Origin of the sequence: Aliivibrio sp. S3MY1 (assembly GCF_028765575.1) — a bacterium.
In the GTDB taxonomy this organism is placed as follows: domain Bacteria; phylum Pseudomonadota; class Gammaproteobacteria; order Enterobacterales; family Vibrionaceae; genus Aliivibrio.
Genome location: NZ_JARACO010000009.1, coordinates 1 through 25,841 on the forward strand (window position 1 = coordinate 1; position 25,841 = coordinate 25,841).

Genomic DNA, 25,841 nt, shown 5'->3' on the forward strand with positions numbered 1-25,841 from the left:
TTTTGATGAACCCCCAAAACCCATTCAAAATGCTCTTGTGTTACTGGTCTTTTTACTAAAGTATGAACGGTTGATATCAGGCCTATACCAATACCAAGGCAAGTTACAGCAATATAGAACAAGTTCCAATGGTGTGTTTTTTCTAATGCAATCAGATCAACGTATTCAAAAAAAGGGACAAGCAGAACTATCGTGGTAGATAGAAATAAAACCATTGCCAAATATGCCAAAAACTCTTCAATGATAAAAAAATCAGGGTATTCATATTTATCATCTACGTTAGGAATACTTATATTACTTAGTTTTATCCATTCAATTAGACATATTAATCCATTCATTACTAACCACTCCCTTTGTATTATTTCACTTTCCATGTTTCTAAAAAACGGTTTTGTATAAAGCACCTTACATACAATGCTATGTGATATATATCCCGATATAAAAACTATTGTAAGTTAGTTATAATAAAAATGTAGTTATTGAGAGCTATATTTTGTAATGTACTACAAGTGTATTACAACAATCAGTATTGAATATAGGTATAAACGCAATGACTAAAGTTATCGCAATCGCGAATCAAAAGGGTGGAGTGGGAAAATCGACAACCTGTTGTAACTTGGCTCATACGATGGCTTTATATGGAAAGAAGAGCCTTATTATCGATCTTGACCCACAAGCTAATTCATCATTTTTGTTGTCTGGTGGAGAACATCCAGAATTTGAAAAACTAACTATATCAAATGTTTTTTCTCTGTCTGCTGAAGATAGATCAATACCTCTTAATCATCTTATTCGCCCAGCAAAGGTGCGTGGTAAAGATAAATCTGTTAGCGGCAGTGGTCTTGTTTATAAAACAATACCAAATTTGTTTTATATCCCCTCAAATATCGGTCTCAGTAGCGTTATTGAACAAGGTTTGACTCTTATTCGTCGTGAGTCGATTCTTAGAAATAAACTAAAAGAGTTGGTCGGTCATGATTTTGATTATGTGTTTCTTGATTGCCCACCAAATCTGAGTTTAACAACGACTAACGCAATACTTGCGGCTGATCATCATTTAGTTGTATTGGATAGAGGGGGATTTAGTCTTTCTGGTTTGCGTCTTCTTATTGGGGCTATGGGGCAAATTTTAAACAAGTCACCGAAAGAGTTAGATTATTGGGTTTTATGTAATGAATATCGAAAAACGACGTCGATAGTAAACGGGTGCTTTTCTTCAAACATGTCCAAAATTGAAAGTCATGTTTTGCCAGTAAGGATCCGTCGTTCACAAGATATTGAAAATGCGACGATGGGAGTGCATTTACTTTATAACTACAAGAGTGGCTGTCTAGCTTTTTCTGATTATAAAGCGCTGGCCAAAAGTGTTCATAAAAGGGCTCATAGTGGCGGCTCTCATGTTAATTCATCTTCATTAAAACTCTCTCAACATAATTAGGTGAACTAATGTCAAAAGATATGAATGAGGAAGTTAGTTTTTTTGGTGATCTAGATTCGGGTATATCTTCGCTGCCTCATCTAAATACCGCGACCCACGAAAGCGATTCAATTCAATCAGAGAAAATGAAAGGGGTTAAGCTTCGCCCGTTTACCTGTCGATTAACGAACCCCAATCAGCGAGCGCCAAAAATGTCGGCTTTTGTGAATAAAGCTGGGGCAATGACTAAACGTAAAGTAACAGAAGGAAAGCTTCTTTCTGCACTGATCGATTGCCAAGATGACATATTACAAGATCCAGTGCTATCCAAAAAGCTGATCGATGCGATAAGAGATCTTTAAGTTTTTATACATAATCAGGAACTATCAATGTTACGTGAATATTGGAATTCAGTGTTATTAGAAGCAAGGTTACTTGTTACGCCACAACAAGAGAACATATTGCTATTTATTTTTGCATTATTAGTCGTCATTTATTTAATTCGAATAAGTAAAGACAAAAGAGTAAGCCGATGGGTTCAGCCCACTCACCTTAAGGCAAGCGAAGATCTTCAAAAAGATGAGGTAAAGGTAAAAATAAAATGTTTATGATGCTGGTTTCTGTTTTGATTTAAGTGATAGGCGGTATGGATAATTATAGTGAATTACAGCAAGAGGTCTTACACCGTTTGGCCTCTGCTCACAACCGAGGAGTGATGAAGCTAGCTTTGTCGGACCTGATTATTTTGGTAAAGAATAGAGTATCAATCAAGCTAGAATCTTCCTCTGTAATTTCTGAGTGTGATTGCTTGCTCACTGATGGAATGATTAGCCACAAGTTTATTGTTTATAGCTCTTTTTATTCACTAACACGAAAAGGGCTGAATGCTGTATCTGAGCTAAAAGTACGTTAGTTAATCTCTGAATCTCCATTTAACTCTACATCCCCCATCATGTTAATTAGTTTTACGTAACTTGGTGATTGCTTGCGTAGCTGTTGGTCATTTTGGAGAGCTTTAAATGGTTTATCTAATTGCATGCAGTTGAAATGATTGGTTGTAATTCGATTAACCATTGTGACGGTTTCATGGCCGTAACGCTGACTTGAAAACGTCGCTGTTATGAGTTTATTTACTACAGGGCTTTGAAGCTCTTTTACTGTGATATTTCTGCGACATTTTTTAGAAAAATGATCGGCATAATTTTGAAGTAATGTTCCATATTGAAGGCTAGTGCTTTTTACAGAATTTAGATAGCTGGTTAGTTCTTTTGGTTGTTGTGAGGCCACCACATTAAGGCTAGTTAGCGATAAAAGAATACAGAAAGAAGCGCTAGTTAGGTTATTCATGGAACGTCCTTTTAAACATGATTGATTATTAATAATACAATGAAAATAACCAAAATTGATAGTTAATTAAGCAATATCCAGCCCTGCTTATCTCTTGCGTTGCGGTATAATGAATTCATTAAAGAGTGGTGATTTAAGGTGGATTTATGGGATGTAATTACAATGTTTTTTTTGAGTTCTATCTGTTAGGGGTATTTTTGGCGAAAGGAACATTATCTTGCCAAGAAGAAAGTGATTTTAATATTTCTAACTTAGATGCACTGGATATTACGTGTGCCTTACGAGATGTAAAAGGCTATCGCTCTGCTCGGGTAAAAAATATCAAGATTGTCTCTGATAATGAAATAGAGGCGGAATTAAGATCAGGTCAATTATTACTGATTAAAGTTGATATTCAAAATGTCCCTTTTGATGAGTTAGAGCACCGTTATACAGAAGAAGCGAGGTAGTACCGTGGTAGTACAAAACAAGGAATGGATGAATTTAGGGATCACTCAACATCGTGCAGCTAACGGAGATGCGTATAAATCATCACGCTCAGCCATGCGCCATGCGGCATTCAAAAGTGATGACTCGGCTCGTGTTGTCGTTTTAGATGATGGTTTTGTGGTGTTAACGGGAAAAGAAATGACAAAAGAAGAGGCGTTGTTATTTCGTGAACATTATTTGCCTTATCGTCACGAAAATATGCTCCATGCTGAAGGCGTTTTTGAAAAGCATCGTAAGCCTTGGCCACTTGAACAACCTATTTTATGCAGTAAGAACAACCAAGCAAAAAAAATTCTTGGGCTTTATTATTGGCAAATGCCATTTGATGAAGCGCGAAAGAAAAGTGAATACCGTGGCTTGCCATACAGAACGTGGCAACGAGGCCGAATCAAACATGGTTTAGTGATAGATGAATAAGGGGTAAAAGGAATATGAAACCACTATTTAATCAGCAAGGAAGTGAAGTACCTAAGCGACCAAAGGCTTCTGATGTGGAGGTAAAAAAAGCGATCATTGAACGTGGTTTATCCTCCTTTTTTTCTAAAAAACAGCCAGTGTTCGAATCGAATCAAAAAGACGCACTGATTAAGATATTTAATGAGCATTGGGAATACTCTTGTGATGAAGAGGAGCTTGCTGAATACGTCGGTGAGTTGAGCGTTAATGTAAAACAGGACGCTTTAGTTTCAGCGCTTATTACGGCCTGTGAGCACTTGAATGACACTTATTTAGTTATCTTAACTGAATGGTATCAAAGTAATGCCATTACCCCACCATATCCAGTAGGTTCAAAATTGGATAAAGGAACGATTACAGGCATATCCAAAAAAGAGGCAGCAACTTATGAAGTGCTCATTTATGGCTTTCCTGAGAGCAGCCCAAATCGTCGAAGTGTGAAGTTTGAAGATGCAATATTGGCTGAAGAATAATAAATATTTGTTGGCATTAATTCAAAAATTAGCACTTCAGGTTTCAGTTAAGTTCAAAATAATAAGTGAGAATGTATGTCCACACATCAAGTTAAGTTAGCGAAAGCAACGGAAGATGATTTTAAAATCATGTGGAAAGTTTTTGATGCTTTTCAAGAAATCGAAAACAGTGGTCAAATTTCAGAGCTGCGAGAGGAACGACTGAATAAGGTGACTATCGGGCGTTTATTGCAACTTGGAACGGGTGGTTTTACTCGAATTGTTATGGGATGTGAAACTCTTATTGATAATGTGTGTGATAAAAATCAAGATTACTATGAACTAACGCCCTCCCTACTTAATGCAGAAACCGAGTTAGATAAAGCGCATGCAGCACTTGAAGCTATTTTGAAAACGGGGGAGCTAAGTTCTGATAGCGTTGCTATCGCTCGAACGACATTAGGTCTTGATAAATATGGTCTTAATGACGAGTGATTTTTCTGAAAAATGTATAAAAAGTCATACTCAATATTGTATGGCTTTTTTTATGGCTGTTATTTGTTCGTTTACGGGGTAAATGTGTTATTCATTGAAAGGAGGGCTAATTTTAGGAGACTTCTTTATGCCTAGTTAAATAGTATTTTTGACTGGCCTATTCAGGCAGTTTGATTTTTTTATATATGATACTATTTTAGCTAATTTTCATTGGGTATTGTAATGATGGTTCAATCTAGTGTAGCTCGTTTCGGAAAAATATTAGCGTTCAATAAGAAAAACGACACATTAAAAATAGATTTTGAAGGGAATCCATTAAATCAACCTGTTTGGGGGAAAATTGGACGATTATTTCATACTGAAGAAATTAATTTGGCGATAGATAATCAATTGGCTTGCCGTATTGAATTTATATCTAATGATTTAACTTTGCCGATATTAACGGATATCTATTTTTCTATTTTTGAAGAAAAAGAATTAAGAATTAAAGCAGGCTCTATTGTGTTGGAAGGTGAGGAAAATCTCACTTTAAAAAGCGGAACAACATCGACGGTGTATCACTCGAAAAATGGTCACGTAACTACATCGGCATCCCATATCAACTCAGAAGCAGAGCGTACACATAAGATAAAAGGAAAGACGATCTGTTTGAATTGATCTTTTTCCTTACATTAATCTATATAAGAATGGAATAACAATGACCGTTACAATTAATGCAAATGGATTAAGTATTATTCATAAAGGATCAGGAGGAGAAGCGAATGCCACTTTACCTGATGTATGCGCAACAACAATTGGAAAGTCTACAGTGAATATTGCTTATGGAAATAATGCGAAATCATCTGATTTAGTTAATGGAACAACAACTATTACCGCTGATGGTGGGCATCCTATTGCGATTAAGGGATCTAAGTTCTCTAAAAGTACGGGGGATGAAGGTGGCGATAAAAAAGGAGTTTCCTCTGGCACAATTCAAGGTGAGGCTGAGTTTATTTCTGGATCACCTACGGTATTATTTGAAGGAAAGGGTGTCTGTCGATTATCAGATCAAATGACTATGAACTCTGGTAATACTATGTGTTTAGGTGGTGCACAAAATCCTTCAATATCTAATGATGAAGTAGAAAAGCTTTTGCATGATTTAACGATAAAATGCCGTCACCCTGATGGGATTTTATTAAAAAATGCGACGTTTATTATTTTTGATGAATCAGGCGCTGAGATACAGTCAGGCCAAATTGATGGAAGTGGTCAAGGTAAGGCGATGGATCTATCGTCAGGGTTAATCCGTATTAAGATAACAGAAAGCGCTAATCCGTTTGAAATAGATGAACCATTAAGACAAAACAATCCATATTATAAAACTGACAGTGACAATGGGTATTTTTTTGAATTAGTGACCAAGGGTAAATCGGGATTTTGGCAAAAAAAAGGCATCAATATATCTGCATCAACATGGGGGGATATGCCTCTCATGCTAACGTCATCTATGGATTTTAATGATTTAGTTCTTCAAGAAGTTCAATGGCATTACTCTCATTACCAGTCTCAATCAGCAATGAAAGAGTTAGTGAATGATCTCATTACTGCAATTGACGTTTGTTCTATTCTCGACACTAAACAATGTATCGCTAGAATTTTACCTTCGATCATTGAAGAGGGAGATATTCTTGCAGCGTTGCTTTGCCTTAAAGAATCAGAAACGGCTAATAATGTGTTCGCTTTTATGCGACACAGGGGTAAAGGAAATCCGCAGAACTACCTTAAAGAATACAATTGGATTGAGCTTAAAAAGAGACTCAATACAGATATAGACGCATTATTGCAAAAGATAAAAAATCGAATTAGTTGGCTTCAAGAGCAAGCTGAGCGTTGTAATTATGCCTACTTAGCGTCTGAGGTATTTACTGTATATTTGGATAAAATCAGCGTGTATCTCAAGAAAAGCCCTGACTATGTGAGTTCATTGGTTGATGAGATGAAAACCACAGTATCTACGTTAATTGAAGATAATGAGGTTCATGTGATTAAATCGCCAAATGCTCGACATGCTTCGGAAGGTGGTAGTGTTGAGTTAGTGGTCAATACAATATCTAGAGTTGACGTAGTGGCGTTGGGATGGAAACCCGTTCAAGGTGATTTTCCATTATTGGTTTTTGAAACTAAAAATAAAATGGATGATTTTGATGCGCCAGATATGACATATAGCGATGAAACCAAAGAAAAAATTGAATCTTATGGATTTATGAAGCCATTTAAGCAATCAGAGTATTATTCTCACAGAGAAGGATATACACGATATAGCGAAGACCAGTTTGCTTTACCTGCTAGTGAGCATTTTAAGCGGATGAATGGGTTGGCTGATGATTTTCTGTTTGGTGTTGGTTTTTCTATAAATGGAGACACCAGTAAAATATACCCTGAAATGGTCGCTAGATTCCAAAGAAATGAGGGCGGGTATTACGACCACCCATTGTTAACCGATGCGCTTAAATATCACGAAACCACTGCTAAGTTTCATGGAGAATTAATAAAGTGCTTAAATGAGAATGTGAATGAGGGAGCCTTACCAAGCAATATTACTAATATAACGAGTCAATATATGAGGTCTGAAGAAGAAGGTAAGGGGGCTAGTTTACCTCAGTTTTCTGTTGGTAAATTCCCATATTTTCATGACAATCTTTATGATGGAACCGTTTTATCTGTTCATGGTATATGGTCAATGAAAGTCTATGTTGATAATCTAGAATATAAGGGGAATCAAGTGCGTGGTAAGTTTTGCTATAAAATTCAGGACCATTTTGGACTAGACGTAAAAGATATTGATCATGACCCTTTTCGTTTAGATGATGATCCAAATAATGATGGCAAACCGTACGAATTGCTAGAAGGATTTAGGTCGTGGTATTTACTTCAACATTTTGAAGGGTATGGATACAAACCATTTATTACCAAAATAGATTTTGAACTATGAAATATTTAATACGCAATTTTTTATTAGCCTTTCCTATTTTGTGGATGTTATTTATATGGCTTGGTCCGATAGTATATTTATATTTAGGTCATTATGATGATTTTGTTTATGACAGCTCTGTTAAGTATTATGGTGATGGGAAAAAACCGTCTGGATTTATGTCTTCGGATCTAGATTTGATGATTGGTTTATTTATTTTTCTTCCTAGTCTATTTATTAATATAATCTATACCACTTATAAAAGATTTTGGTGGTGGGTTGGCGGTTACATATTTTTAATTTTTTGTTTAACTTCGCTTTAGTTGTTGGATGGCTTTGATTAAGTTCAGAAAAAAACATTTACCATAACAACGGTTCTACGAATCGTAAATGTAAACTCAATAGGTACACATTTTCTATAAAGATTCATTTTTATAGATCATCAGGATAAATTTAATGTTTGGATTAACAAAGATTAAGAATAAAGCGAATTGGCATCGTGCTCTAGACTTTAAGCATCGAATTCATTTTCGATTTTCGGCTTATCAGCTAGGTAAGTGCATCGTGATGTTTGCGGTGTTGGTATTCATTGCGTTATTCGTAAAAGACCAATTCGTTCGCCCAATAGGTGGGGATGTTCTTGTCGTTATTTGGCTTTATTATTTATTATCAAGCGTCATTGATATGCCATCAAAACAACTTACATTCACGGTACTAGGCATTGCGTACCTTGTTGAACTCGGTCAATTTCTTAACGTTAACGCTTTTTTGGGGATTGAACCTTCATCAAGCTTGCATTTAATCCTTGGTGCTACGTTTGATTGGATAGACTTGGTAGCTTATACCGTGGGAGCGATTATTTGTTATTGGGTTGAGAGGGAGTGAATTTTTTAGTTATTGGAGAGTTTTGTATGAAGTTGCTAGATATTAACGGCGTTGTTGATCAAATCAGGTAAGGAGTGTAGTTGTCCCACTCAACCAACCTGTTTTTCTAATAGGCATACCTAGCCCTAGGACTTTATTCATAGCTTTGACATTTGCCAATGCCTCACCAACTTGAGCGTTGTAACATCTCAAGCTCAATGTACCCCTAGTCAATCCTTTATATCGTGACATTGCCGTTTCAGAGATTGAACGGTCGTGATAGCCAGAGTCAGTTTTCCACTGAGCTAGCGTATTGTTTTGAGCGCATCAACCGCTTCATTTCGAGGGTGTCCCTTTTCCCAGTAACCCGCATTTTTTCTAGGAGGGATGAGAGGCTTGCAGCCCTTAGTTCGCAGTACTTCATGACACCTTTTGGTGTCGTAAGCACCATCACCTGACACTGCATGAACCTTTCTGCGAAGTGGATTCAATAATGTTGGAAGAGCTTCACTATCACCAACGTTGACAAGGCTTACTTCAGCGCTAATGACTTCATGAGTATCAACATCAACCGCAAGATGCAGTTTACGCCAAGTCCTACGTTTCTCGGTTCCATGCTTTTTCACTTTCCATTTGCCTTCCCCAAAGACTTTCAGACCAGTTGAATCTATCGCTATGTGACGAACTGGACCTTTTGATTTGTTCTTATACTTCACCTGAACTGTCTTTGACCGCTTGCTTATGCTGGTATAGTCAGGGGAGCTTAAAGGGACGTCCATTAATTCAAATATTGAATCTATAAAGCCTTGAAGAGCACGTAATGGTAGGGAGAATATTCCTTTAATCATCAAAACAGTTTCGATGGTAGTATCAGAAAACTGAAAGCCTCTACCTCGTTTACCATTGTGAGTCTTGCATCGCCATGTCTCAATGGCTGAGTCATCTATCCAGAACGTAACTGACCCTCGTTTGCATAGAGCTTTGTTGTATTCACTCCAGTTAGTTATCTTCTTTTTCGACTTACCCATACCATCAACCATGCATCTGCTATATGGGATCAGATCGCAGGATTTAGGAAAGGTTCAACTGATTTAGTCAACAAAGCCTCTATGGATTGTAATGGCTTTTGATATTGATGGGTTGTTTTACAATGCAGATAGACGATCTGAAGAACCACCATCGGAAGGCGTAATTCCTGACGATCTTTTCCCTTTTATGTTTTTTTTAGTAAGTCCGATAATGTTTTTTATTGGTTCAATCTACACTGCTTATAAAAAAGATTGGGTGTGGTTTGGGGCTTTGGTTGGGGATATAAGCTTGCAATGTTGAGTTAGTGGTTAATACAACAAAGCGAGTTGACGTTGCAGAGTTGGGATGGAAACCAGCTCAAGGTGATTTATCGTTATTGGTTTTTGAAACAAAAATAAAATGGTTGATTTTGTCATCTTAGAGGGACTTTTAAGTATGAAATTCAGGAGAATTTTGGATTAGATAAAAATGACATTAATCATGTTTTAAGTGATATGAAGCAATATGAGCTTCTTGATGGTTTTATAGATCTTAGTATTTGCTTCAGCATTTTGATGGAGATGGCTTTAAACCATTTATAACTAAAATGGACTTTAAACTGTGAAAATATTCCTTAGATATATTTTACTTGTTATTCCTTTGATCTTTTTAGGGTTAGCTCGGTTTGGTGTGGTTTTTGGTATAGATCTTATACCAGATGTTTTTTGCGCGATGATACTTTTGAATATAGTGGTGATGGTCAAAAGCCTACAGGGCTTGTTTCTCAAAACTAATTTAACCTTATTGCTACTACATGCAAAACAATCAATAAATGCGGACTTTTAGCAGTCATTAAAAATTAAATCTGATAAAATGCGAATAATTATAATAATTTACAGGTTAGTGGCTTTGGATTTAAAAACTGGTTTAAGTATCTTGTCGAAATCGTCTCCTTATGCTGTTAGTACAGAAAGAGAGCCAGATGGTAAGTTAGCATCGTATAAAAAACATATCTACATAGAAACAGATATCGAAGCCGATTTTAAGCGAGAGTTAACGTCAGCTCAATCGCATGAAATTGTATTCTTATGTGGGAGTAGTGGAGATGGTAAATCAGAAATTTTGACTCGATACAGTCAAAAATTTAAATCTACTCATGATTTCCATTTAGATGCGACGCACAGTTTTAATCCTAACCAAACTGCTATCCAAGCGTTGGATGATCGCTTTTCAGAATTCAAGGTAAGTAGTAAGCCATTAATCGTTGGTATTAATATTGGTATGCTTGGTAACTATGCCGTTGAGGGTGCTGATATTCATGATGGTATCAAATCGTCGATTCTTGCATTTTTAGAAAATCGTTTAAAAGACACAGCTTCTAGTCATACTTTTTTAGATTTTGAAAAATACTCTAAATTCACATTAAGTAATGATGAATGCACTTCTGATTTTGCTGCCAAATTTTTAGCTAAGCTAACTGAAGCATCATTCGATAATCCTTTTTACGCACTTTATCGCAATGAAGTTGAAAAATGTGGCTATACGAATCTAACGGCTAATTTTGCGTTATTAGGTCTTCCTGCAACACAAAAAACACTTATTGATTTGCTGTTAAAAACACGCCTAATTAAGGACCAGTTTCTTACTGCTCGTGCTCTTTTAGATTTTGTTTTTCAAATACTAGCTATGGATGGTTATCTATTCGATAACTTGTTCTCTGGTGCGGACAATGAATTATTAGAGCAAATTCAAGAATTCGATCCGAGTAATATCCATACACGAAAAATTGATGAATTTGTTCTTCAGTTTGGTTTGGGGATCGAAGACCAAGACTTTATTGGATTTAAAAATAGAGTTGCTGAATATGGTGTTTTTGAAGTAGATAATTCAGCTTCATATTTACGTTTAGTGTATTTGTTAAGAAATGATACGGAAATAACTAATGATTATGTTGATGCATTAAAAGCGGATTTTGATAATTCATTAATCGAAAAATATGCAGAAACATGGTTGTTGCATGGTGAGTTTGATGGTTCAGTTAAACAGAAAAAAGAGTTAAATAAATTTTATAAAGAAACTTTAGAGACTGCAATCCAATTATATTGCAACCGTAATGCACCATTATTGGATAAAGGCACATTTTTTATCTCAGAATATAATGGATTTAAGATGGCTGTAGAGTTAGATGTTAAAGCTAATTTTACCGCGATTAAAAATGCAGGCTTAGCAAAAGAAAAAGTGAGTGCTTTTTATGCTTATATTCAAGTTGACGGTCATGAGCTGCTTCCAATGCCAGTAAGTATAAATTTGTTGGCATTGTTGATTAAAATTAATCAAGGATATAGACCAAACAAGCATGATAAAAATGCGATTTTATTGTTGGATGAAGTATTAGAACAGATAGTATCAGTTGCGAACCAAAAAGACTCTTTGTTCATATTTAAAGATGAACAGCGCTATAAAATCACAAATGCAGATGATGAATATTTTGAAGTGAGTGGCATGTAATATGGTAAATGATAACTATACTCAGCCAATTAGTGGCGACCTTCCTCAATCACAAGAAGCAGTGCCTAATAAGAATAGCTTGAATAGCTATTTACCTTTAAGAACAAAAGGCAATGAATTTGATTGGAATGCTGTTGTTGGTCTTGTTTTACGTTCATTGTTGCGTAAGAAAGTCGAAAATTATTCATATGATGATTTCATGGATGATTGCCAAAATTCATTTAAAGAAAAATTAGATGAAGAAGAGTTTTGGTCTGTACTTCAAAAAATGTATTTTGATAATGAAGATATTTTTACTGTTAGTCCTGAATTACTTTTATTTAAGGCTCAGAAAGGAACATTTGCTAAAAGTGATGAACGTATTGCATCACTTTTTACTAACCTTCTACAAAACTTACGTATTAAAGAATTTGATGTTCAATTAAACTTTATTGAGCGTGAATTTCTTACTACTTTACAAAGAAAGATGAAAGTAGATTCGTCATTTGAATCAAAAGAATCACCTTATTTACCTTCGTTATCTTCAGCCTTTCGTGAAGATTTCAAGTTTTTATCTACTCGACCAAAGTATTTATTAAATGAGATTGAGCAGTTTTTATCTTTCTATGCATTTACTTATACGGCTCAGTTAAGCCTCGCTATATCTGATTGGCGTACAGGTGAAGCCCCAAAATCAAAGCCGCTTTATTTCATCATGGATCATGAAAGAGCAAGTAATGAACGTACGCATATTAAAAATCATGGCTATAAGCTATTTAATGAATCTGCATATCGTTTATTCCCGATTCTATCTATGTTGGAGCAGCTTCAGCCAAACCCAAAAGAAAAAAAATTACCGCTGTGGCAAATATCTCATGATATTCAACATTGTAAGTTAGAAAGTGTGGCGACTCAGCTAAAAAACTTTTCATATGCATTTCGTGCTCAACGCAAATTGGATACAGAATTAGAGCATTATGAAGAAGCGATTGATTGGCTAGATAACATTGTAAAATTAGCAATCGCACAATTTAATGATTCCAAAACAGATAGACCTGCGATTAATAAAAAATACGTTGTAGAGATAGAGAAACAACTTGCGGCTAATTTCATTCAAAGCCGTGGTCGCTCTGGACGAGTTTTAGTTCTTAACCAAGACTATATTATTTTGCTGACAAATTTAGTCGTTGGTAATAATGAAAAATTGCGCTTCCATGAGTTGATTACGAAGTTTCAGCAACGCGGTATTTTTGTTGATAAACAAACAGAGCAAGAATTAATTAAGTTCTACGAAAGAATCGGTAACGTAGAAAGAATGAGTGATAGTGGAGACGCAGTATATGTCCGTAAAACAATTTGAGACCTTTCTTGCAGAGCAGCTTTTAAATAACGCTAATGCAAAAATACAATCAGGTTTCCGCTATCAATTTAAATCACCTGACAGTGATAATAGCCTACGCCTTTATAACGCATTATTAGTGCATAAAACAGGTAAAATCACTGTTAATGATGATATCCAGTTACCATTCATTGATATTAATAATTGTAAAATTGTACCTGTTGTTCATTCAGAACAACCAGAAAAGCAAGGTGGCTTTACAGAAAACTACATCTCACATTTACGAGATGAAGTGGCGAGTCAATCTGATTATTTAAAAGGGTGTGCGTTAGTTGTTATTCATAACAGTTTACTTGATACTTTAATTAATTCCGCAGAAGATTTAGCCCAAGCAGATCAAGTTTGGAGTACTGATAATATAAAATCAGCGCTTAATGGTTTTATCAAGCAGCAAGATAAAGGCCAAGATGTTTCTTTGTGTCTTCTGGATGATCAATTTAATTCTATTGTAGAAGATGGTGCGACCATCTTTGGTTTTGAAGCTTTGTATAAAGCAGTAGAAGATTGCGAACTACGTTTTAATGAATTAGGTATGTTTGAAGATCCCCTCATTGGCGAAATGAAGGGAAATACAAAGCAAATCAAGCGTCGATTAGAAGAAAATAGAGCCTTGTATGAAGAGTTATCTTTTGAAGTTGAACACTTTAACGATCAACTTCCTGAACGCCTAAAAGCGTTTGGCGAAAAATTCATCAAAGAGCATTTCTCTGATACTGAATCATGGAAAGATTTAGAATTAGAAGCGCTATTTCAAGAGAAGAAACGTAACTCACAACAACAATTAATACTTGATGAAGAATCAATTTCTGAAGGTGGTTCTCTGACTGCTAGGAATAAATCAGAAACCAAGGCTGGTCAACGTGAGCGTCATATTATTATTGAGCTTGATGATGGTATTGAAGAGTTTGAGCTTAAATTAGTCTTTCAAGGTGCAAGTAACCTTGATAAAAACCAATTTAAAATTCAGCCAGCGAAAGCGTTAAATAAACAAGAAGTGATTGCTACTCATAATGGTTTAAAAACCTCGCGAGCAAGCTTAAAGGGCACTTATAAACATGAACCTTTGTTTTTCAATTTAGCGCTGAAGCGTGAGAATAAATCAGAGTGTCATAATTTCCGATGCCTTGTGGTTCGTAAAGGCGAATTTTATATTGACGCATTTAAAACCATTTTCCGTGTAGAACATTCGAAAAAACGCCTTACTTTAAATACTGAATCAAATACATTGCAGATCAGTGCGGAAGAAGGTCATACATATACCCTTACTGATGCAAAGCAAAGTGTTGAGCTTGCTAAATATTCAACCGTTGATTTTGAAGCATTAGCTAACGAATCGGACGAGATCGATTTCTCAGTGAAATCGGGTGATAACCATATCTTCTTTAATATTGAAGGAGCAGTTGCGACTGATTCTTTGAGTTTACCTTTATTATTGAATCGTGGTCGTTTCCATAAGTTATTTAATGACGACTATTATGGTGAATTTTACTCTCAAAAAGGTAAAGTTGCGATTGATAACAGTGAGTTTATCGTGCAAGGCTTGCGTCTTAAATTACTGTGTTGGGAAGAAGAATTTGTAAAAAGTAAGATCCTTTCATTACAAAGAAATGATTATAAACAGCCGTTAATGGTATTAAGTAATATTGACAAAGATCTTTATGATGGTTATTTGTCATTATTTTCTTACCTAGAAGAGCGAAAAACCACTATTTCACTTGTTTCTTGGGGGGAATGTTTTAAACAATTAGTAACTGAAATTGTTGAAGCCTATCAAGGATATTTCTCTTCAGTATCTAAAGGTGACATGTTAACAACGAATCAAAAGTTAGTGATGAAGATTGGCTTAATCTATGACGAAGGGGATGAATACTATTCTCCTTACCATCCATTAGTTTTATCTTATTTTTTATCATTAGCTAATGCGATTAATAATGATGAATCAAATAGCTTTGCTAGCTTACCAAGTGTTACTTTTGAGCGTCTGTCACCTCAAGGGCTATTACCGTATGTTTATCACCCTGAGCATGAGTTTGCTTATAATCAACAAGTTAAAGAAAATGCATTTTGGCTAAAGAGCGTAGCTCAAGAAAAGAGCAGTCTTACTTTTGTTCGTAAGTTAGTGAAAGAGAAGATTGATGAGTTTCAAACTGCATTTAGTCAGCTTTTTAAAGGGTCTGAAAAGAGCATCATTATTAATGCGGTTAATCAAGATGAAGCAGAAGAGCTATTCTTAGGGTTAGTTGATTACATTCGTAATAACCTAAATCAAGCAGCAGCTATTCACGTTAATTTATATGATGACTCACTTCAATTTAATGCGTTTGATCGTTTTGCTGAAACAGCAAATTATGATGAATTAAAAGCGTGGTTAGAGCTTAATAAAGGTAAAGTTCGTGAGCAAGCAGATACCATTATAGATCTGCTACGTACGCGTTTAACTTACAGTAAGTTCACTAATAAACAAGCAGCGAAAGAGGGGCAAGCTTATTCACATTTAACCTTCTTCAGAAATAATGAAAAAGTAGAATGTGCTGATATTGAAATCGATAATATGGCATCTGGCATTGCATGTGATGGCTTATTAACGGGTGAAGCTTCAGAGAGTCAATCAGGCTCTTACTTTACTGGCTTTGGTTTAAAAGGCATTAAATACCACGATAAACCGCATCTAGTTATTGCTAATCAAATTGGCTCTTTATCTAAGCCAGCATTAAAAGCGAATACTCCATATCACGGTGCAAATGCTATTGCTCTTGCAGTAAGTGAAGATTTTAAAGAATCATTAGAGCGTTCTTATGGTAGCTCAATTTGGACAACAATTATTGATCCTAAAGTGACCTTAGACTTCTTTCATAGCAACGATGACGTAGTTCTTATCCACTATTCTGATCAATACACCAGTTCATCAACTTACGATGCAATTACAGTAACAGCCCAACGAGATTTGTTTGAGAAAGTACTTAAACAAGGCGATGGGGGCCAAATTAACGAGTTTAATGCCTTTAATGGTGATTGGTTGCTTAACATGATGACATGTGCGCCAACCATTAATAAAGAGCGTAAAGGCGTTATTGGTGCGTATAAGTTTGTCACGAGTTTAGTTCATAAATCTGATATCACTTGGGTTCCACTTTCAGTAGCGGAGATGATCCGAGTATCAGGCAATATTGGCCTTAAAATGTCGGATAGCGATTTCTCTCGTAATGTCCAAGGTTATAAAAAAGGGGCAATTTCAGACGATGTATTATTGGTCGGTTTTAAAAACCAACAAATGTACCTATTGCCTGTAGAGGTGAAAACTGGCGCAGTACCTGACTATAAAAAAGCAGTACAGCAAGCGAAAGAGCTGTTACGTTATCTTAATGACGATTTACTTGGTGGCGATGGGTTAGCTAATCAACTTTATCGTGCATTGTTTGTACGCCAAGTGCTGATGCAGGTAGATAAATATCGGTTATATAACGTATTTGAAGATAACTATTTCGACAGCTTACTTGATGCAAAAGAGCAATGGTTAACAGGAAATTATTCACTGGCACAAGTGATGGATTATCCTGATGGTTTTGTTGTTAGCCATATCGAAAGTGCTAGCTGTCTTGAGCCTGACTATCAATTACGCGATGGTATCTTAAAAGTAGATTTACCAATGGGATTACTAAAAACATTGGTAGAGACACCGTTGCAAGATGTCTTGAATAAAATCGATATTGCTAAGCTTTGCTATGTACCTGAGATGTATATCTTAGGCTCTGAAACAAAGGGCATTAAATTAGAGATTGAAGCGCCAGAGCAAGATGTGGACGTTATTGCTACAGAAACAGAAACAGAAACAGAAACAGAAACAGAAACAGAAACAGAAACAACAGTTGTAGATATAAATAACAATAGTACTAGTTATGAAGATCCACTAGTTCATCAAGATGAACGTAAAGTTGCGGAAGATAAACCAACAGAGCAAGAAGATGCTCCTGTAGTTGCATCTAGTAATAACTTGCATGTGTTATTTGGTCATAACGCGATGACTCAAGCGCCATTAAACTGGGAACCAACCAATACCTCAAAGTTCATGAATACCAATACGGGTATTATTGGCACTATGGGTACAGGTAAAACGCAATTTACCAAATCAATGATTACTCAATTGCACCGTAATAAAGCTGATAACGTGAATGGTGCGGCTATCGGCATGCTGATTTTTGATTACAAATCAGATTATGTCGATGATAAATTTCAACAAGCGACAAGTGGTAAAAAATTTAACTTACATAAATTACCTTACAATCCACTGAGTTTATTTGGTGACACGCCGATGTTACCAGTGCATACTGCGCGCGGTTTTTCTGAAACCATGGGTAAAGCGTTTAATCTTGGTCAAAAACAACAGCTTAGATTGCGTAAGTTAGTTGGCGAGGCATATGACCTAGCGGGTATTCGTAAAGCAGATCCAAGTACATGGTCTAAAGCTGCACCAACGATTGCTGATGTATGGGCGTTGTTTATTGAGACTGAGCCAGATGAAGATTCATTATACGCAGCATTAGAAAGCTTGTATGAGCTAGAGATCTTTGAAGACGATAACAGTAAGTGCATGAGCTTATATGAGCTTGTGGATGGGATTACCGTTATTGAGCTTGCTGGTTATCCGGGCGAGATTCAGAACCTTGTGGTGGCGTTAACGTTAGATCTTTTCTATTCGCAAATGCAGAAGAAAGGTAAGCCTGAAGTGCAAGGCGATTATCGTCAAATCACCAAAATGATTTTGGTAGATGAAGCAGATAACTTTATGTCTCAGAACTTCCCAAGTTTACGTAAGATCCTTAAAGAAGGTCGTGAATATGGTGTGGGTGTGATTTTATCGACACAAGATATTACGCACTTCCAAACCGGTGAAAATGATTACTCAAGCTATGTGCTTACTTGGGTGATTCATCGTGTTGCTAAGCTGAAAACACAAGACATTAAAGCGATCTTTAGTGTGAATGAAAAAGCAGAACAAGAAAGGCTAATGGAAACCATCAATAAACTAGAGAAGCATTATAGCTTGTATATTGATGGTGCTAAGAGGATCCAAAAAATGCGTGATAGAGCTTTTTGGGAGCTATGTGATTTATGATTTATTTTATTATAGAACAAAAGAGCTAAATTATGACATTTGAGTTAATTGAAGCCTTTGTGGTTTTTAACCATTTATGTTACTTGAGTATGTTTTTTTATTTTATGATATTGACTATAAGGAATTTAATTTTGAAAACTAGCGAATGGAGTTTAGCTTTTGAGAGTTTAGTAAAAAAAACAACTCTTATCTGTTCAAATGTTAGAATAATTTCCTATTTCATTGTCTCTATCTTATGTTTAGGAGCCGCTGGAATTTGGCTTCCTTGGTTAGATAAAGCTGTTAGGTTTGAGCAGTTTTTTAGGGCGGACAACATATTTACTTTTGTTGTTGCTCTTTTAGGTGGTTTACTTTGTAATAAAGTATTTCATGCAGATCGAATCGCTAAAGATATTTTTAGTGAATTAAAATTAAAGCTTGATAGTGCTGAACATCATAAAAGTTCAGAAATATATGCGTTATTAAAAAAGCGGAAAAATATTTATAAAGAGCAACTTGCTTTATCCGCAATCGGTTTTTTGATAGGTTCAGTTGCTTTAATTCTTGTAATTATAGGGTATTCGGAGTTTAGTAGCTTAAACAATAGTTATAGTCAATTAGGATTGATTATTTCCTTGATTTTGTATTTGTACGCAACAGCTGAAGATATCGATGATAGCACACAGTTTAAAGTACTAGCTGAAGAAGAACCAAAAAGTACTGTATTTGAAGGCACCTTGCCTAAATCTGATGATTTGTTTCGAGATAAGTAATTATGAGTTTAATTCAAAAAGAAATTAATAAAAAAGTTATGAAATTATCGCAGCCGTTATCGGACTATTTTGTATTCTCGATTAAGGCAAAAGAACTTCTTAAAATATGTGAACCTATAAGATTAGAAGATGGAGATGAAGTAGATAACTATGGTTTATTAGATGTCCCTTTTTCTAAGGTAAGTACAGGGACTCAGAGAAAAGAAAATGTTAAACAGGTAGCTGAAATAAAAGAATATATAGTTAGTGGGGATGCCGCATTTCCTAATACTATTATATTAGGAGCTAATTTAAATGATAAAGGCTTTTTATTAGATAGCGAAGATGAAAAACGCTGGATAATTAATGGTGATGAGTTAAGTATACCTACAGCATCATATAAAGCATCTATTATTGATGGGCAGCATCGAGTATTAGGTTTTAAACGTTTATTTAATGAAGATGAAAATAATGAATATCTTGATATGGATGTTCTTTGTGTATTGTATCTAGATTTACCATTAACTTATCATGCTCAGATTTTTACTCATCTTAATTCTACTCCGAGAAGAGTTGATAGGAATTTGATTTATCAATTGTATCAAATTGATATGGATGAGAAAAAACCAGAATGTTGGAGCCCTGAAGTTTTAGCTGTCTATTTAGCTAGAACTCTAGATAGTGATATAGGTTCTCCATTAAAAGATAGATTGAAACTCTCAGTTAAAGACAGAGAGCTAAAAGATGGCTGGAAATTTACTTTTTCTTCTGTAGTTGAAGGACTTTTATGTTTAATATCTTCAAATCCTAAAAAAGATAAGAATATTTTAGCTACAGAAACTAGAGTTTTATCTGAAGATAAAGACAAATATAAGTTTGCTAAGCGAGATGTTTTGAGTGCGTATATTGATTCCGCGCCTCTTAGAGAGCTATATTTAAATCAAAAAGATAGCACGCTTTACAGTCTAATATTAAAATATATCAAAGTTATGGATGAGAAATTAATATCTAAAGAAGATTCTGTTTTTAGAAAAAGTATAGGTTTTTCTGCTTGCCTGCTGGCTCTTAAGGAAATATTGCTACGTAGCAACGCTGAACCGAATGAAGTAATCGAAATTATAGAGCGAAACTTAGTTCGAATTAATTTTGATTTTCTACCTAGTATACCAAGTACAAAGGTTCAGGGTGTTTTAAAGAATACTATTATATTACTAGTAAAAGATGAACTTAATCTTGATAAGAAAAGTATTAACATAAAAATAGAGGATGTGAAATTATATACGAGTATTATTGGTACTAAGTAAATAAGAGTTTTTTAGTTTACCTGTATATGCGCTTAGAGTATTTTTAGCCATTATTGGTACTTGTCGAGAATTAAAGAACTTAGTAACCACTAAGTTCTTTAATTTTAAGTATTTTATTTATAGATATCTGATGATAGTACCGCTTTAAAGAGTATTATTTAGTTAATGTATGTGAAAATGATAAAATTGATTTTAAGTTTCTAATCGAAGCTATCCCATCTTCAACATGAGCAGCCCAAGCTTGTTGGTGCTGCTTAGTATCTAGCTCTGGGTAGTACATTTTTAGAACTAACTCAGTAACGTCACTAGTTTCACCAAGCCAAGTAAATTTATCTAATACTAACGAGCCATCAAGCTTTGCTTCTTGGCCGTTATATCTAAACTCACTTTCTACTGATCTAAAAAACGCAAGACGAGCAGATACATTCGGTGTAATCCCCGTATAGCCTTTTAGCTTTTTAAGTTGCTCTTCAGTCGTGCGTGTTAAGTTCATACGGTTAGGTAACATTACATAGCCTCCTGAAGTTTATCTTTCCAAAAATAACCTACTTTTACTTTTGATGATTTTGTTAAACCATCGAAGCTAATCTCATAAGTACGAGCAATATCATCTTGGATCATATTAATGTAATTTTTATCAATTTCAGTATCCGTCGATAAAATAACCACTTGATGACTGGCATTTGGGAAGTAATTCTCAACCAATTTATCTCTATGGTGTGAATCTAAACGCCCTAATGGAGTATCGATAATAATCGGTAACTTACGACCAGAAGTGCGACCTAGTGCTTCTAGTATCGAGATAGCATAGATTTGTTTCTCGCCTGCTGACATAGCCTTACGGTTGATTTGAATACCATGTTCGTCAACTAAATTAACATCAAAAGTTTGAGGGTTAATTACAGCTGATATGTGTAAATCATCTTTACGTGCAAGGTTCGTGTAAGAGGCGACAAATTCTTTTTCAAGCTGTTTTACACGAGCATGAGTTAACTGCTCTGCAAACTTATCTAGCAAAATTAATGCATTTTGTGCATTGCTTACACCTGAGCCTTGGTTTGATGCATCTTTGTTTTTATCATGCAGTTTTTGAACTTTACGTGCTGCTTCTAGTGCATTACGAAGCTCAAGTTTTGCATTTTCTAGTAGTTCACGATATTTACGAATAAGCGTTTCTTTTTGCTTATCTAGTTCACGAACTTCTGTAAACAACTCTTGCACTTGTTCTTGCTCAGGCGCTCTTGCAATATTAGTTGATGCGTTATCAAGATCGTATTCAACCGTGCTTAATCGAGTCCTTGCTATATCAAAACGCTTAAAGGAATCAGAAGCTTGGTGTTGTGTTTGAAACTCAATTAGCTTTGCTTCACGCTCTGATATATCCAATATTAATTCTGCATTTTGTTCTTTATTCATGAACTCTTGTAATGAGTCATTAATTGTTTCCATTGCAACGGCAGAGTTAGTTAAGCGTAGGCTTAAATCTTGGCGCAATGAATCTAAGAAAGTATTAAGCTCACTACCAAAGCTTTGTTTTTGTTTAGTGGCTTTTTCGGCTTCTATTTGCTTCATTAGAGCTTTCATTGTGTTAGGTGCAAAAGCAAAAGGCAGTGAGCCTTCAAACTCAGTACGTAACTGTTTCTCTAGTTCTGACTTTTCTTTTAAAAGGTGATCAACTTTTAGAGTTTCAGATTCGCGTGTTTTCGCCCATGCGCCACCGCTTTGAGATAGAGTCGATTCACAGCGTTGAATTTCTACTGTAGTTGACTCTATTTGAGCCGCAACAATATCAGCGTCATAGCGTAGTTTTTCAGATTTTCTTTCGTGTTCGATACGTGCTTTTTCAAACGAATTCATTTCATCACGAATTGTTTGAGGAAGAGCTTGAGCATCGTTCTTTTTTAAGTAGATGGTTAAGTCACTTTTTAGTTTAGTGATTACGTCTAAACCTAATAGGCGACGCACAGCCGTTTTTAGTACTTTTCCTGATTCGTCTTCAGCAAGATCGGCAATTTTTTCACCATCAAAGAAGAAAAGATCAGCAATGCCAGTAGGGATTAATTCATTTAAGAACCCTTGGCATTGTTCATAGTTTAGTTCAGACATAATAACGCCATCACGCTCTAGTGATAGATTATCTTTTTTGTTTTTTTTCCAACTACGGGTGACTTTATAAGTACTTTCTTTACCGTTGTGACTGTAAGTGAAGGCTAACGCGATAGAGGCATTATCTTGCATTCCACCATGGCCAACACCTTTATGGATTAAGTCTGTAATCGCTTCAATATATTCGCCATTAGTCAAATTCTTGCTAAATGCTTGGCGACCATATAAAGCTAATCGAACTGCGGTAAGAATCGAGGTTTTACCTGCACCATTTAAACCACCGAATAGGATGATGGGTTTTGCTTTTCTAACTTCTGTGCTTGCTACATTTAACTCTACGGATTCTGGTTGTAAGTCAATTTCATGCACTCCGCGGAATACTCGAAAATTATTTAATGTTAATTTAGTTATAAGCATGGTTTAGGCCTAAAATTCTTTATTCAATTGATCGTCAAGACGTTGTAGTTCATCGTTATATCTATCGATTTCATGTTGATGAACATCATACTCAGCCCTACTTTGTAGGTCGGCATGTTTATTTTTGATCTCTTCTAGGCTGCCCCAATCCTTTTTCAAAATTGAGCTGACTTTATTAGCAATACCGCTACGACGACTTAACCCATCCATTGAAACTTCAAGTTCAATGAGCTTCATGACCATTTCAGGTGCTACGTCAAAGCCCTCACATAGTTCTGTGATTAGTTGTGCATCATCTTTACCAAAACTTGCACTGTCGTCGTATACCCAATCAAGATCGTAACCATAAACTTCTTTGAAGATGATTGGTAAAGAGTCGTTCCAATCAGGCTCATTTGGATCTTTTATCCATTCTTGTCGAATTGCATGTAATTCTTTTTCTGTGATTAACTCAATGCCACGATCTTCAGATTTGTACTTTTTATCAAGCTCTAGTAATTCACGTAACCATTGTTGACGATATTTCATCCAATATGGTCCAGGAACGTGTTTACGCTCTAGCGCGATATCTTCGCCTTCTTTTGCGTATTGGTAGCTCACTTTACCAGTGCGGCGCTTATAGTTTCGGTATTCATCTTTTACTGTTGGATCTGTGGTTACTGCCAGTTTATTTCTAAACTCTAACAGTGGTGACATCCATTCTTCACCATTCTGAATAAGGCTTTCCATTGCGCGGTCACGGGTGACAACGGTACAAGTCCAACAACCGAAACGAGAATTACCACAAGAAGGGGTTGTTTCATCAATTACCATTGGACATTCGCCTTGGCCTGATGAATCTTTATATAGATTCCATAGTGTTAAGTTTTTTCCACCCCATGGATTTTCCCATTCTAAATCGTACTTATTGCTCCAAATGTTTTTGATGCCATAAGGAGTCTCTTTTGTTACTAGATGACATAGACGCAGGATTTTCCAAACATCATCTACTCCCCATGTATCAATAGGAGTAAAGATGAAAGCATTGGCTAGTGTCGTATGGCGAGCCAAACGAGAGCCATCAATTTTATGCTTTGCAATAACTTGAGCACGAGATGCACTTTCTTGGCTACGAGATCCAAGCACTACGATCACTTCATCAAATTGAGATACTTTAGATTTTATGAAGTCACTAACTGGATTAATTTTCATCCTTTCTGTACACCAACGGAAAGAACGAGTTGGCGCAGGGTAGCCTTTACCTAACAAGCTTGACCAAAATGTTTGGTCATCTTCAGGTACAACTTTATGACAAGTAATTGGTAAACCATCACGTTCTGCACCCGTTTGAATTGCGGCTAGTGAGTCATTGATGTGATTAACTACAACAGGTGTTTCAACTAGAGTATCTGAAGTTACAACAAACACTTGTTTTGTTCTGTCTTCTTCTTTAAGCCCAAGAAGAGCAAGATAAATTAGTGACATGATAGCAGAGGAGTCTTTTCCTCCACTGTAGCCGATTACCCAAGGTCTATTATCTGCACAATAGACACGTTGAACATCTGCAACATAGTGGCTTAATTTATGGTTTACGAAATCTTCAGAGTTGATGAACTCTTGATATTCTTCGGCAAGGTCTTCCGTTAGTTGGAGGTCATCTATCATGATAATTGCTTCTCTAGCGTTTGTTCTTCAGGAGTTAGCGTTAATCCTAACTTCATTTTTAATGCGTTTGTGGTTAGTTGGATATTGATTGTCGATTTGCTCAACTTACCGTGATTCATACTACGCTCTAACCAGTCTTTATTTGTTTTTCTCCAATCAACCTCAGACAATAAAGAAAGTTTTTCTTTCCAGTTAGCTGGTTCTTGGCAAAGTAGGTGTTTACCTAATAGCCCAAGAGCATGCAATCCAAGGCCGTGGGCATGGATAAACTCTTGTCTAAGTTGAGCAGGAGATATTTCTTTTCTAAGTACTAGTTGCCAATCTTTTATGTGCTTTGTTACTTCTTGCCAATATTCAGAAGCTAATTTTTTTTCTTCATCGCTAAAGCTATCTTTTGCGCCTTTACTTAGAAGAGCTCGCGTAGCTTGTTTAATGCTACTTAAGGTGAACAGTTTATTCGATTTAGGTGAAATGTTGGACTTCTCCATTTCAGTCAACCCAATAAATGGTTTAATTGAACTGGCTAATAACCTTGCTAACTCAGAACTTTCATCACGGTGATCATATAGCGTACCTAGTGATGGACTTGGTTTTACTGCGTATTTATTCAGATCGGCAAACATTTGTTGGCTTCGATCTAACCCTTCATCAATAAAGAAGAGTACAGCAATATTATCTTGTCCAAGGTCTGGGTTTTCTCTTAATGCCTCTTCAATGGCTTTACGTCTATGTTGGCCATCATTAATTAAGATTTGAGCATCCATGGGGATATGAAGCACACCTAAGTTAGGGGCTCCCTCATGATCTTTAAATGAGATATCAACGCCAACAGAAGCGGTTAAAGCTGAAAATACATATTCTTTAGGGTTTTCAAGAAGGTAACGTACCATTTCAGGGATTCTAGTTTTATTTAAAGTACGTTGAGCACGAAGTTCTGGTGGAACATCGTCTTCGTTATAACTGAAAATCTTTGGAATAATACGTAGTGGGCAAGTAGCTATGTAAAAAGGTCTACCTGCTTGCATTCCTTTTACTGCTGGGAATGAATAGCAGTAACCAGATTCTTGATTGTTCATTATGTCATCCTTAGAAGGTAGTTTGTTAGGTTGATAACGTAAACATAGCTTGATTTGTTAATTCCTTCAACTTTAGTTTGTTA

Annotated in this window: 22 protein-coding genes and 1 pseudogene; 16 read left to right on the forward strand and 7 right to left on the reverse strand. The window is 35.8% G+C overall.

The genetic code is table 11. The features are described from left to right. A partial coding sequence (locus PVK62_RS07700; protein WP_274449358.1) for a hypothetical protein occupies positions 1 to 338 on the reverse strand: 338 nt, incomplete at its 3' end. 212 nt (positions 339 to 550) lie between these two features. Between PVK62_RS07700 and PVK62_RS07705 the strand changes: the two genes are divergently transcribed. From PVK62_RS07705 to PVK62_RS07715, 3 genes are read left to right on the forward strand one after another with little or no spacing between them, the layout of a single operon-like run. Then, complete coding sequence (locus PVK62_RS07705) at positions 551 to 1,438, forward strand: ParA family protein (RefSeq protein WP_130066461.1); 888 nt, start codon at positions 551 to 553, stop codon at positions 1,436 to 1,438. Positions 1,439 to 1,446: 8 nt separating this feature from the next. Further along, positions 1,447 to 1,779: a hypothetical protein gene (locus PVK62_RS07710; RefSeq protein ID WP_130066463.1), complete on the forward strand. Its 333-nt coding sequence runs from the start codon at positions 1,447 to 1,449 to the stop codon at positions 1,777 to 1,779. Between the two features lie 27 nt (positions 1,780 to 1,806). After that, a complete protein-coding gene (locus PVK62_RS07715; RefSeq protein ID WP_192957802.1) occupies positions 1,807 to 2,028 on the forward strand; it encodes a hypothetical protein in 222 nt (73 codons plus the stop codon). Positions 2,029 to 2,326: 298 nt separating this feature from the next. Here PVK62_RS07715 and PVK62_RS07720 read toward each other — a convergent pair whose 3' ends face one another. Then, positions 2,327 to 2,764, reverse strand: coding sequence for a hypothetical protein (locus PVK62_RS07720; protein WP_192957801.1), 438 nt, complete (start codon positions 2,762 to 2,764; stop codon positions 2,327 to 2,329). A 146-nt stretch (positions 2,765 to 2,910) separates the two neighbouring features. On the opposite strand from PVK62_RS07720, the gene PVK62_RS07725 reads away from it, so the two are divergent. The 7 genes from PVK62_RS07725 to PVK62_RS07755 all read left to right on the forward strand — a co-directional run bounded on the left by PVK62_RS07725 (position 2,911) and on the right by PVK62_RS07755 (position 8,494). Then, positions 2,911 to 3,213 carry a hypothetical protein gene (locus tag PVK62_RS07725; RefSeq protein ID WP_192957800.1) on the forward strand — a complete coding sequence of 101 codons (303 nt, stop codon included), beginning with the start codon at positions 2,911 to 2,913 and terminating at the stop codon, positions 3,211 to 3,213. A 4-nt stretch (positions 3,214 to 3,217) separates the two neighbouring features. Further along, positions 3,218 to 3,670 (forward strand): hypothetical protein, encoded by a 453-nt coding sequence (locus tag PVK62_RS07730; RefSeq protein WP_192957799.1) that lies wholly within the window; start codon positions 3,218 to 3,220, stop codon positions 3,668 to 3,670. 14 nt (positions 3,671 to 3,684) lie between these two features. After that, a complete protein-coding gene (locus PVK62_RS07735; protein ID WP_192957798.1) occupies positions 3,685 to 4,182 on the forward strand; it encodes a hypothetical protein in 498 nt (165 codons plus the stop codon). Between the two features lie 75 nt (positions 4,183 to 4,257). Beyond that, positions 4,258 to 4,656 carry a hypothetical protein gene (locus PVK62_RS07740; RefSeq protein WP_192957797.1) on the forward strand — a complete coding sequence of 133 codons (399 nt, stop codon included), beginning with the start codon at positions 4,258 to 4,260 and terminating at the stop codon, positions 4,654 to 4,656. A gap of 222 nt (positions 4,657 to 4,878) precedes the next feature. Continuing rightward, entirely contained in the window at positions 4,879 to 5,313 is a 435-nt protein-coding gene (locus tag PVK62_RS07745; RefSeq protein ID WP_255257971.1) for a hypothetical protein, read from the forward strand. 40 nt (positions 5,314 to 5,353) lie between these two features. Beyond that, positions 5,354 to 7,630: a DUF3289 family protein gene (locus PVK62_RS07750; RefSeq protein ID WP_274449359.1), complete on the forward strand. Its 2,277-nt coding sequence runs from the start codon at positions 5,354 to 5,356 to the stop codon at positions 7,628 to 7,630. Between the two features lie 435 nt (positions 7,631 to 8,065). After that, on the forward strand, positions 8,066 to 8,494 hold the full coding sequence (locus PVK62_RS07755) for a ribosomal maturation YjgA family protein (protein ID WP_242509775.1): 429 nt from the start codon (positions 8,066 to 8,068) through the stop codon (positions 8,492 to 8,494). A gap of 63 nt (positions 8,495 to 8,557) precedes the next feature. Here PVK62_RS07755 and PVK62_RS07760 read toward each other — a convergent pair. Beyond that, positions 8,558 to 9,501, reverse strand: a pseudogene (locus PVK62_RS07760) (IS5 family transposase). 91 nt (positions 9,502 to 9,592) lie between these two features. Here PVK62_RS07760 and PVK62_RS07765 point away from each other — a divergent pair. The 6 genes from PVK62_RS07765 to PVK62_RS07790 all read left to right on the forward strand — a co-directional run bounded on the left by PVK62_RS07765 (position 9,593) and on the right by PVK62_RS07790 (position 20,515). Beyond that, the gene (locus tag PVK62_RS07765) at positions 9,593 to 9,802 is read left to right on the forward strand and encodes a hypothetical protein (protein WP_192957952.1); all 210 of its coding nucleotides are present in this window, start codon (positions 9,593 to 9,595) and stop codon (positions 9,800 to 9,802) included. A 588-nt stretch (positions 9,803 to 10,390) separates the two neighbouring features. Continuing rightward, positions 10,391 to 11,989, forward strand: coding sequence for a DNA phosphorothioation-dependent restriction protein DptF (dptF, locus tag PVK62_RS07770; protein ID WP_192957951.1), 1,599 nt, complete (start codon positions 10,391 to 10,393; stop codon positions 11,987 to 11,989). A gap of 1 nt (position 11,990) precedes the next feature. After that, positions 11,991 to 13,328 carry a DNA phosphorothioation-dependent restriction protein DptG gene (gene dptG, locus PVK62_RS07775; protein ID WP_192957950.1) on the forward strand — a complete coding sequence of 446 codons (1,338 nt, stop codon included), beginning with the start codon at positions 11,991 to 11,993 and terminating at the stop codon, positions 13,326 to 13,328. Next, positions 13,309 to 18,480 (forward strand): DNA phosphorothioation-dependent restriction protein DptH, encoded by a 5,172-nt coding sequence (gene dptH, locus PVK62_RS07780; protein ID WP_274449360.1) that lies wholly within the window; start codon positions 13,309 to 13,311, stop codon positions 18,478 to 18,480. The genes dptG and dptH overlap by 20 nt, the downstream gene beginning before the upstream one ends. 32 nt (positions 18,481 to 18,512) lie before the next feature. Then, positions 18,513 to 19,232: a hypothetical protein gene (locus tag PVK62_RS07785; RefSeq protein WP_192957948.1), complete on the forward strand. Its 720-nt coding sequence runs from the start codon at positions 18,513 to 18,515 to the stop codon at positions 19,230 to 19,232. Positions 19,233 to 19,234: 2 nt separating this feature from the next. After that, the gene (locus PVK62_RS07790) at positions 19,235 to 20,515 is read left to right on the forward strand and encodes a DGQHR domain-containing protein (RefSeq protein WP_192957947.1); all 1,281 of its coding nucleotides are present in this window, start codon (positions 19,235 to 19,237) and stop codon (positions 20,513 to 20,515) included. A gap of 154 nt (positions 20,516 to 20,669) precedes the next feature. Here the strand turns inward: PVK62_RS07790 and dndE are convergent, their stop codons facing one another. From dndE to dndB, 4 genes are read right to left on the reverse strand one after another with little or no spacing between them, the layout of a single operon-like run. Further along, the gene (gene dndE / locus PVK62_RS07795; protein ID WP_192957946.1) at positions 20,670 to 21,023 is read right to left on the reverse strand and encodes a DNA sulfur modification protein DndE; all 354 of its coding nucleotides are present in this window, start codon (positions 21,021 to 21,023) and stop codon (positions 20,670 to 20,672) included. Beyond that, a complete protein-coding gene (dndD, locus tag PVK62_RS07800; RefSeq protein WP_274449361.1) occupies positions 21,023 to 23,038 on the reverse strand; it encodes a DNA sulfur modification protein DndD in 2,016 nt (671 codons plus the stop codon). Before dndD ends, dndE begins: the two co-directional genes overlap by 1 nt. A gap of 9 nt (positions 23,039 to 23,047) precedes the next feature. Beyond that, complete coding sequence (locus PVK62_RS07805; RefSeq protein WP_192957944.1) at positions 23,048 to 24,682, reverse strand: DNA phosphorothioation system sulfurtransferase DndC; 1,635 nt, start codon at positions 24,680 to 24,682, stop codon at positions 23,048 to 23,050. Beyond that, positions 24,679 to 25,758, reverse strand: coding sequence for a DNA sulfur modification protein DndB (gene dndB / locus PVK62_RS07810; RefSeq protein ID WP_192957943.1), 1,080 nt, complete (start codon positions 25,756 to 25,758; stop codon positions 24,679 to 24,681). The genes PVK62_RS07805 and dndB overlap by 4 nt, the downstream gene beginning before the upstream one ends. Positions 25,759 to 25,841: the final 83 nt, after the last annotated feature.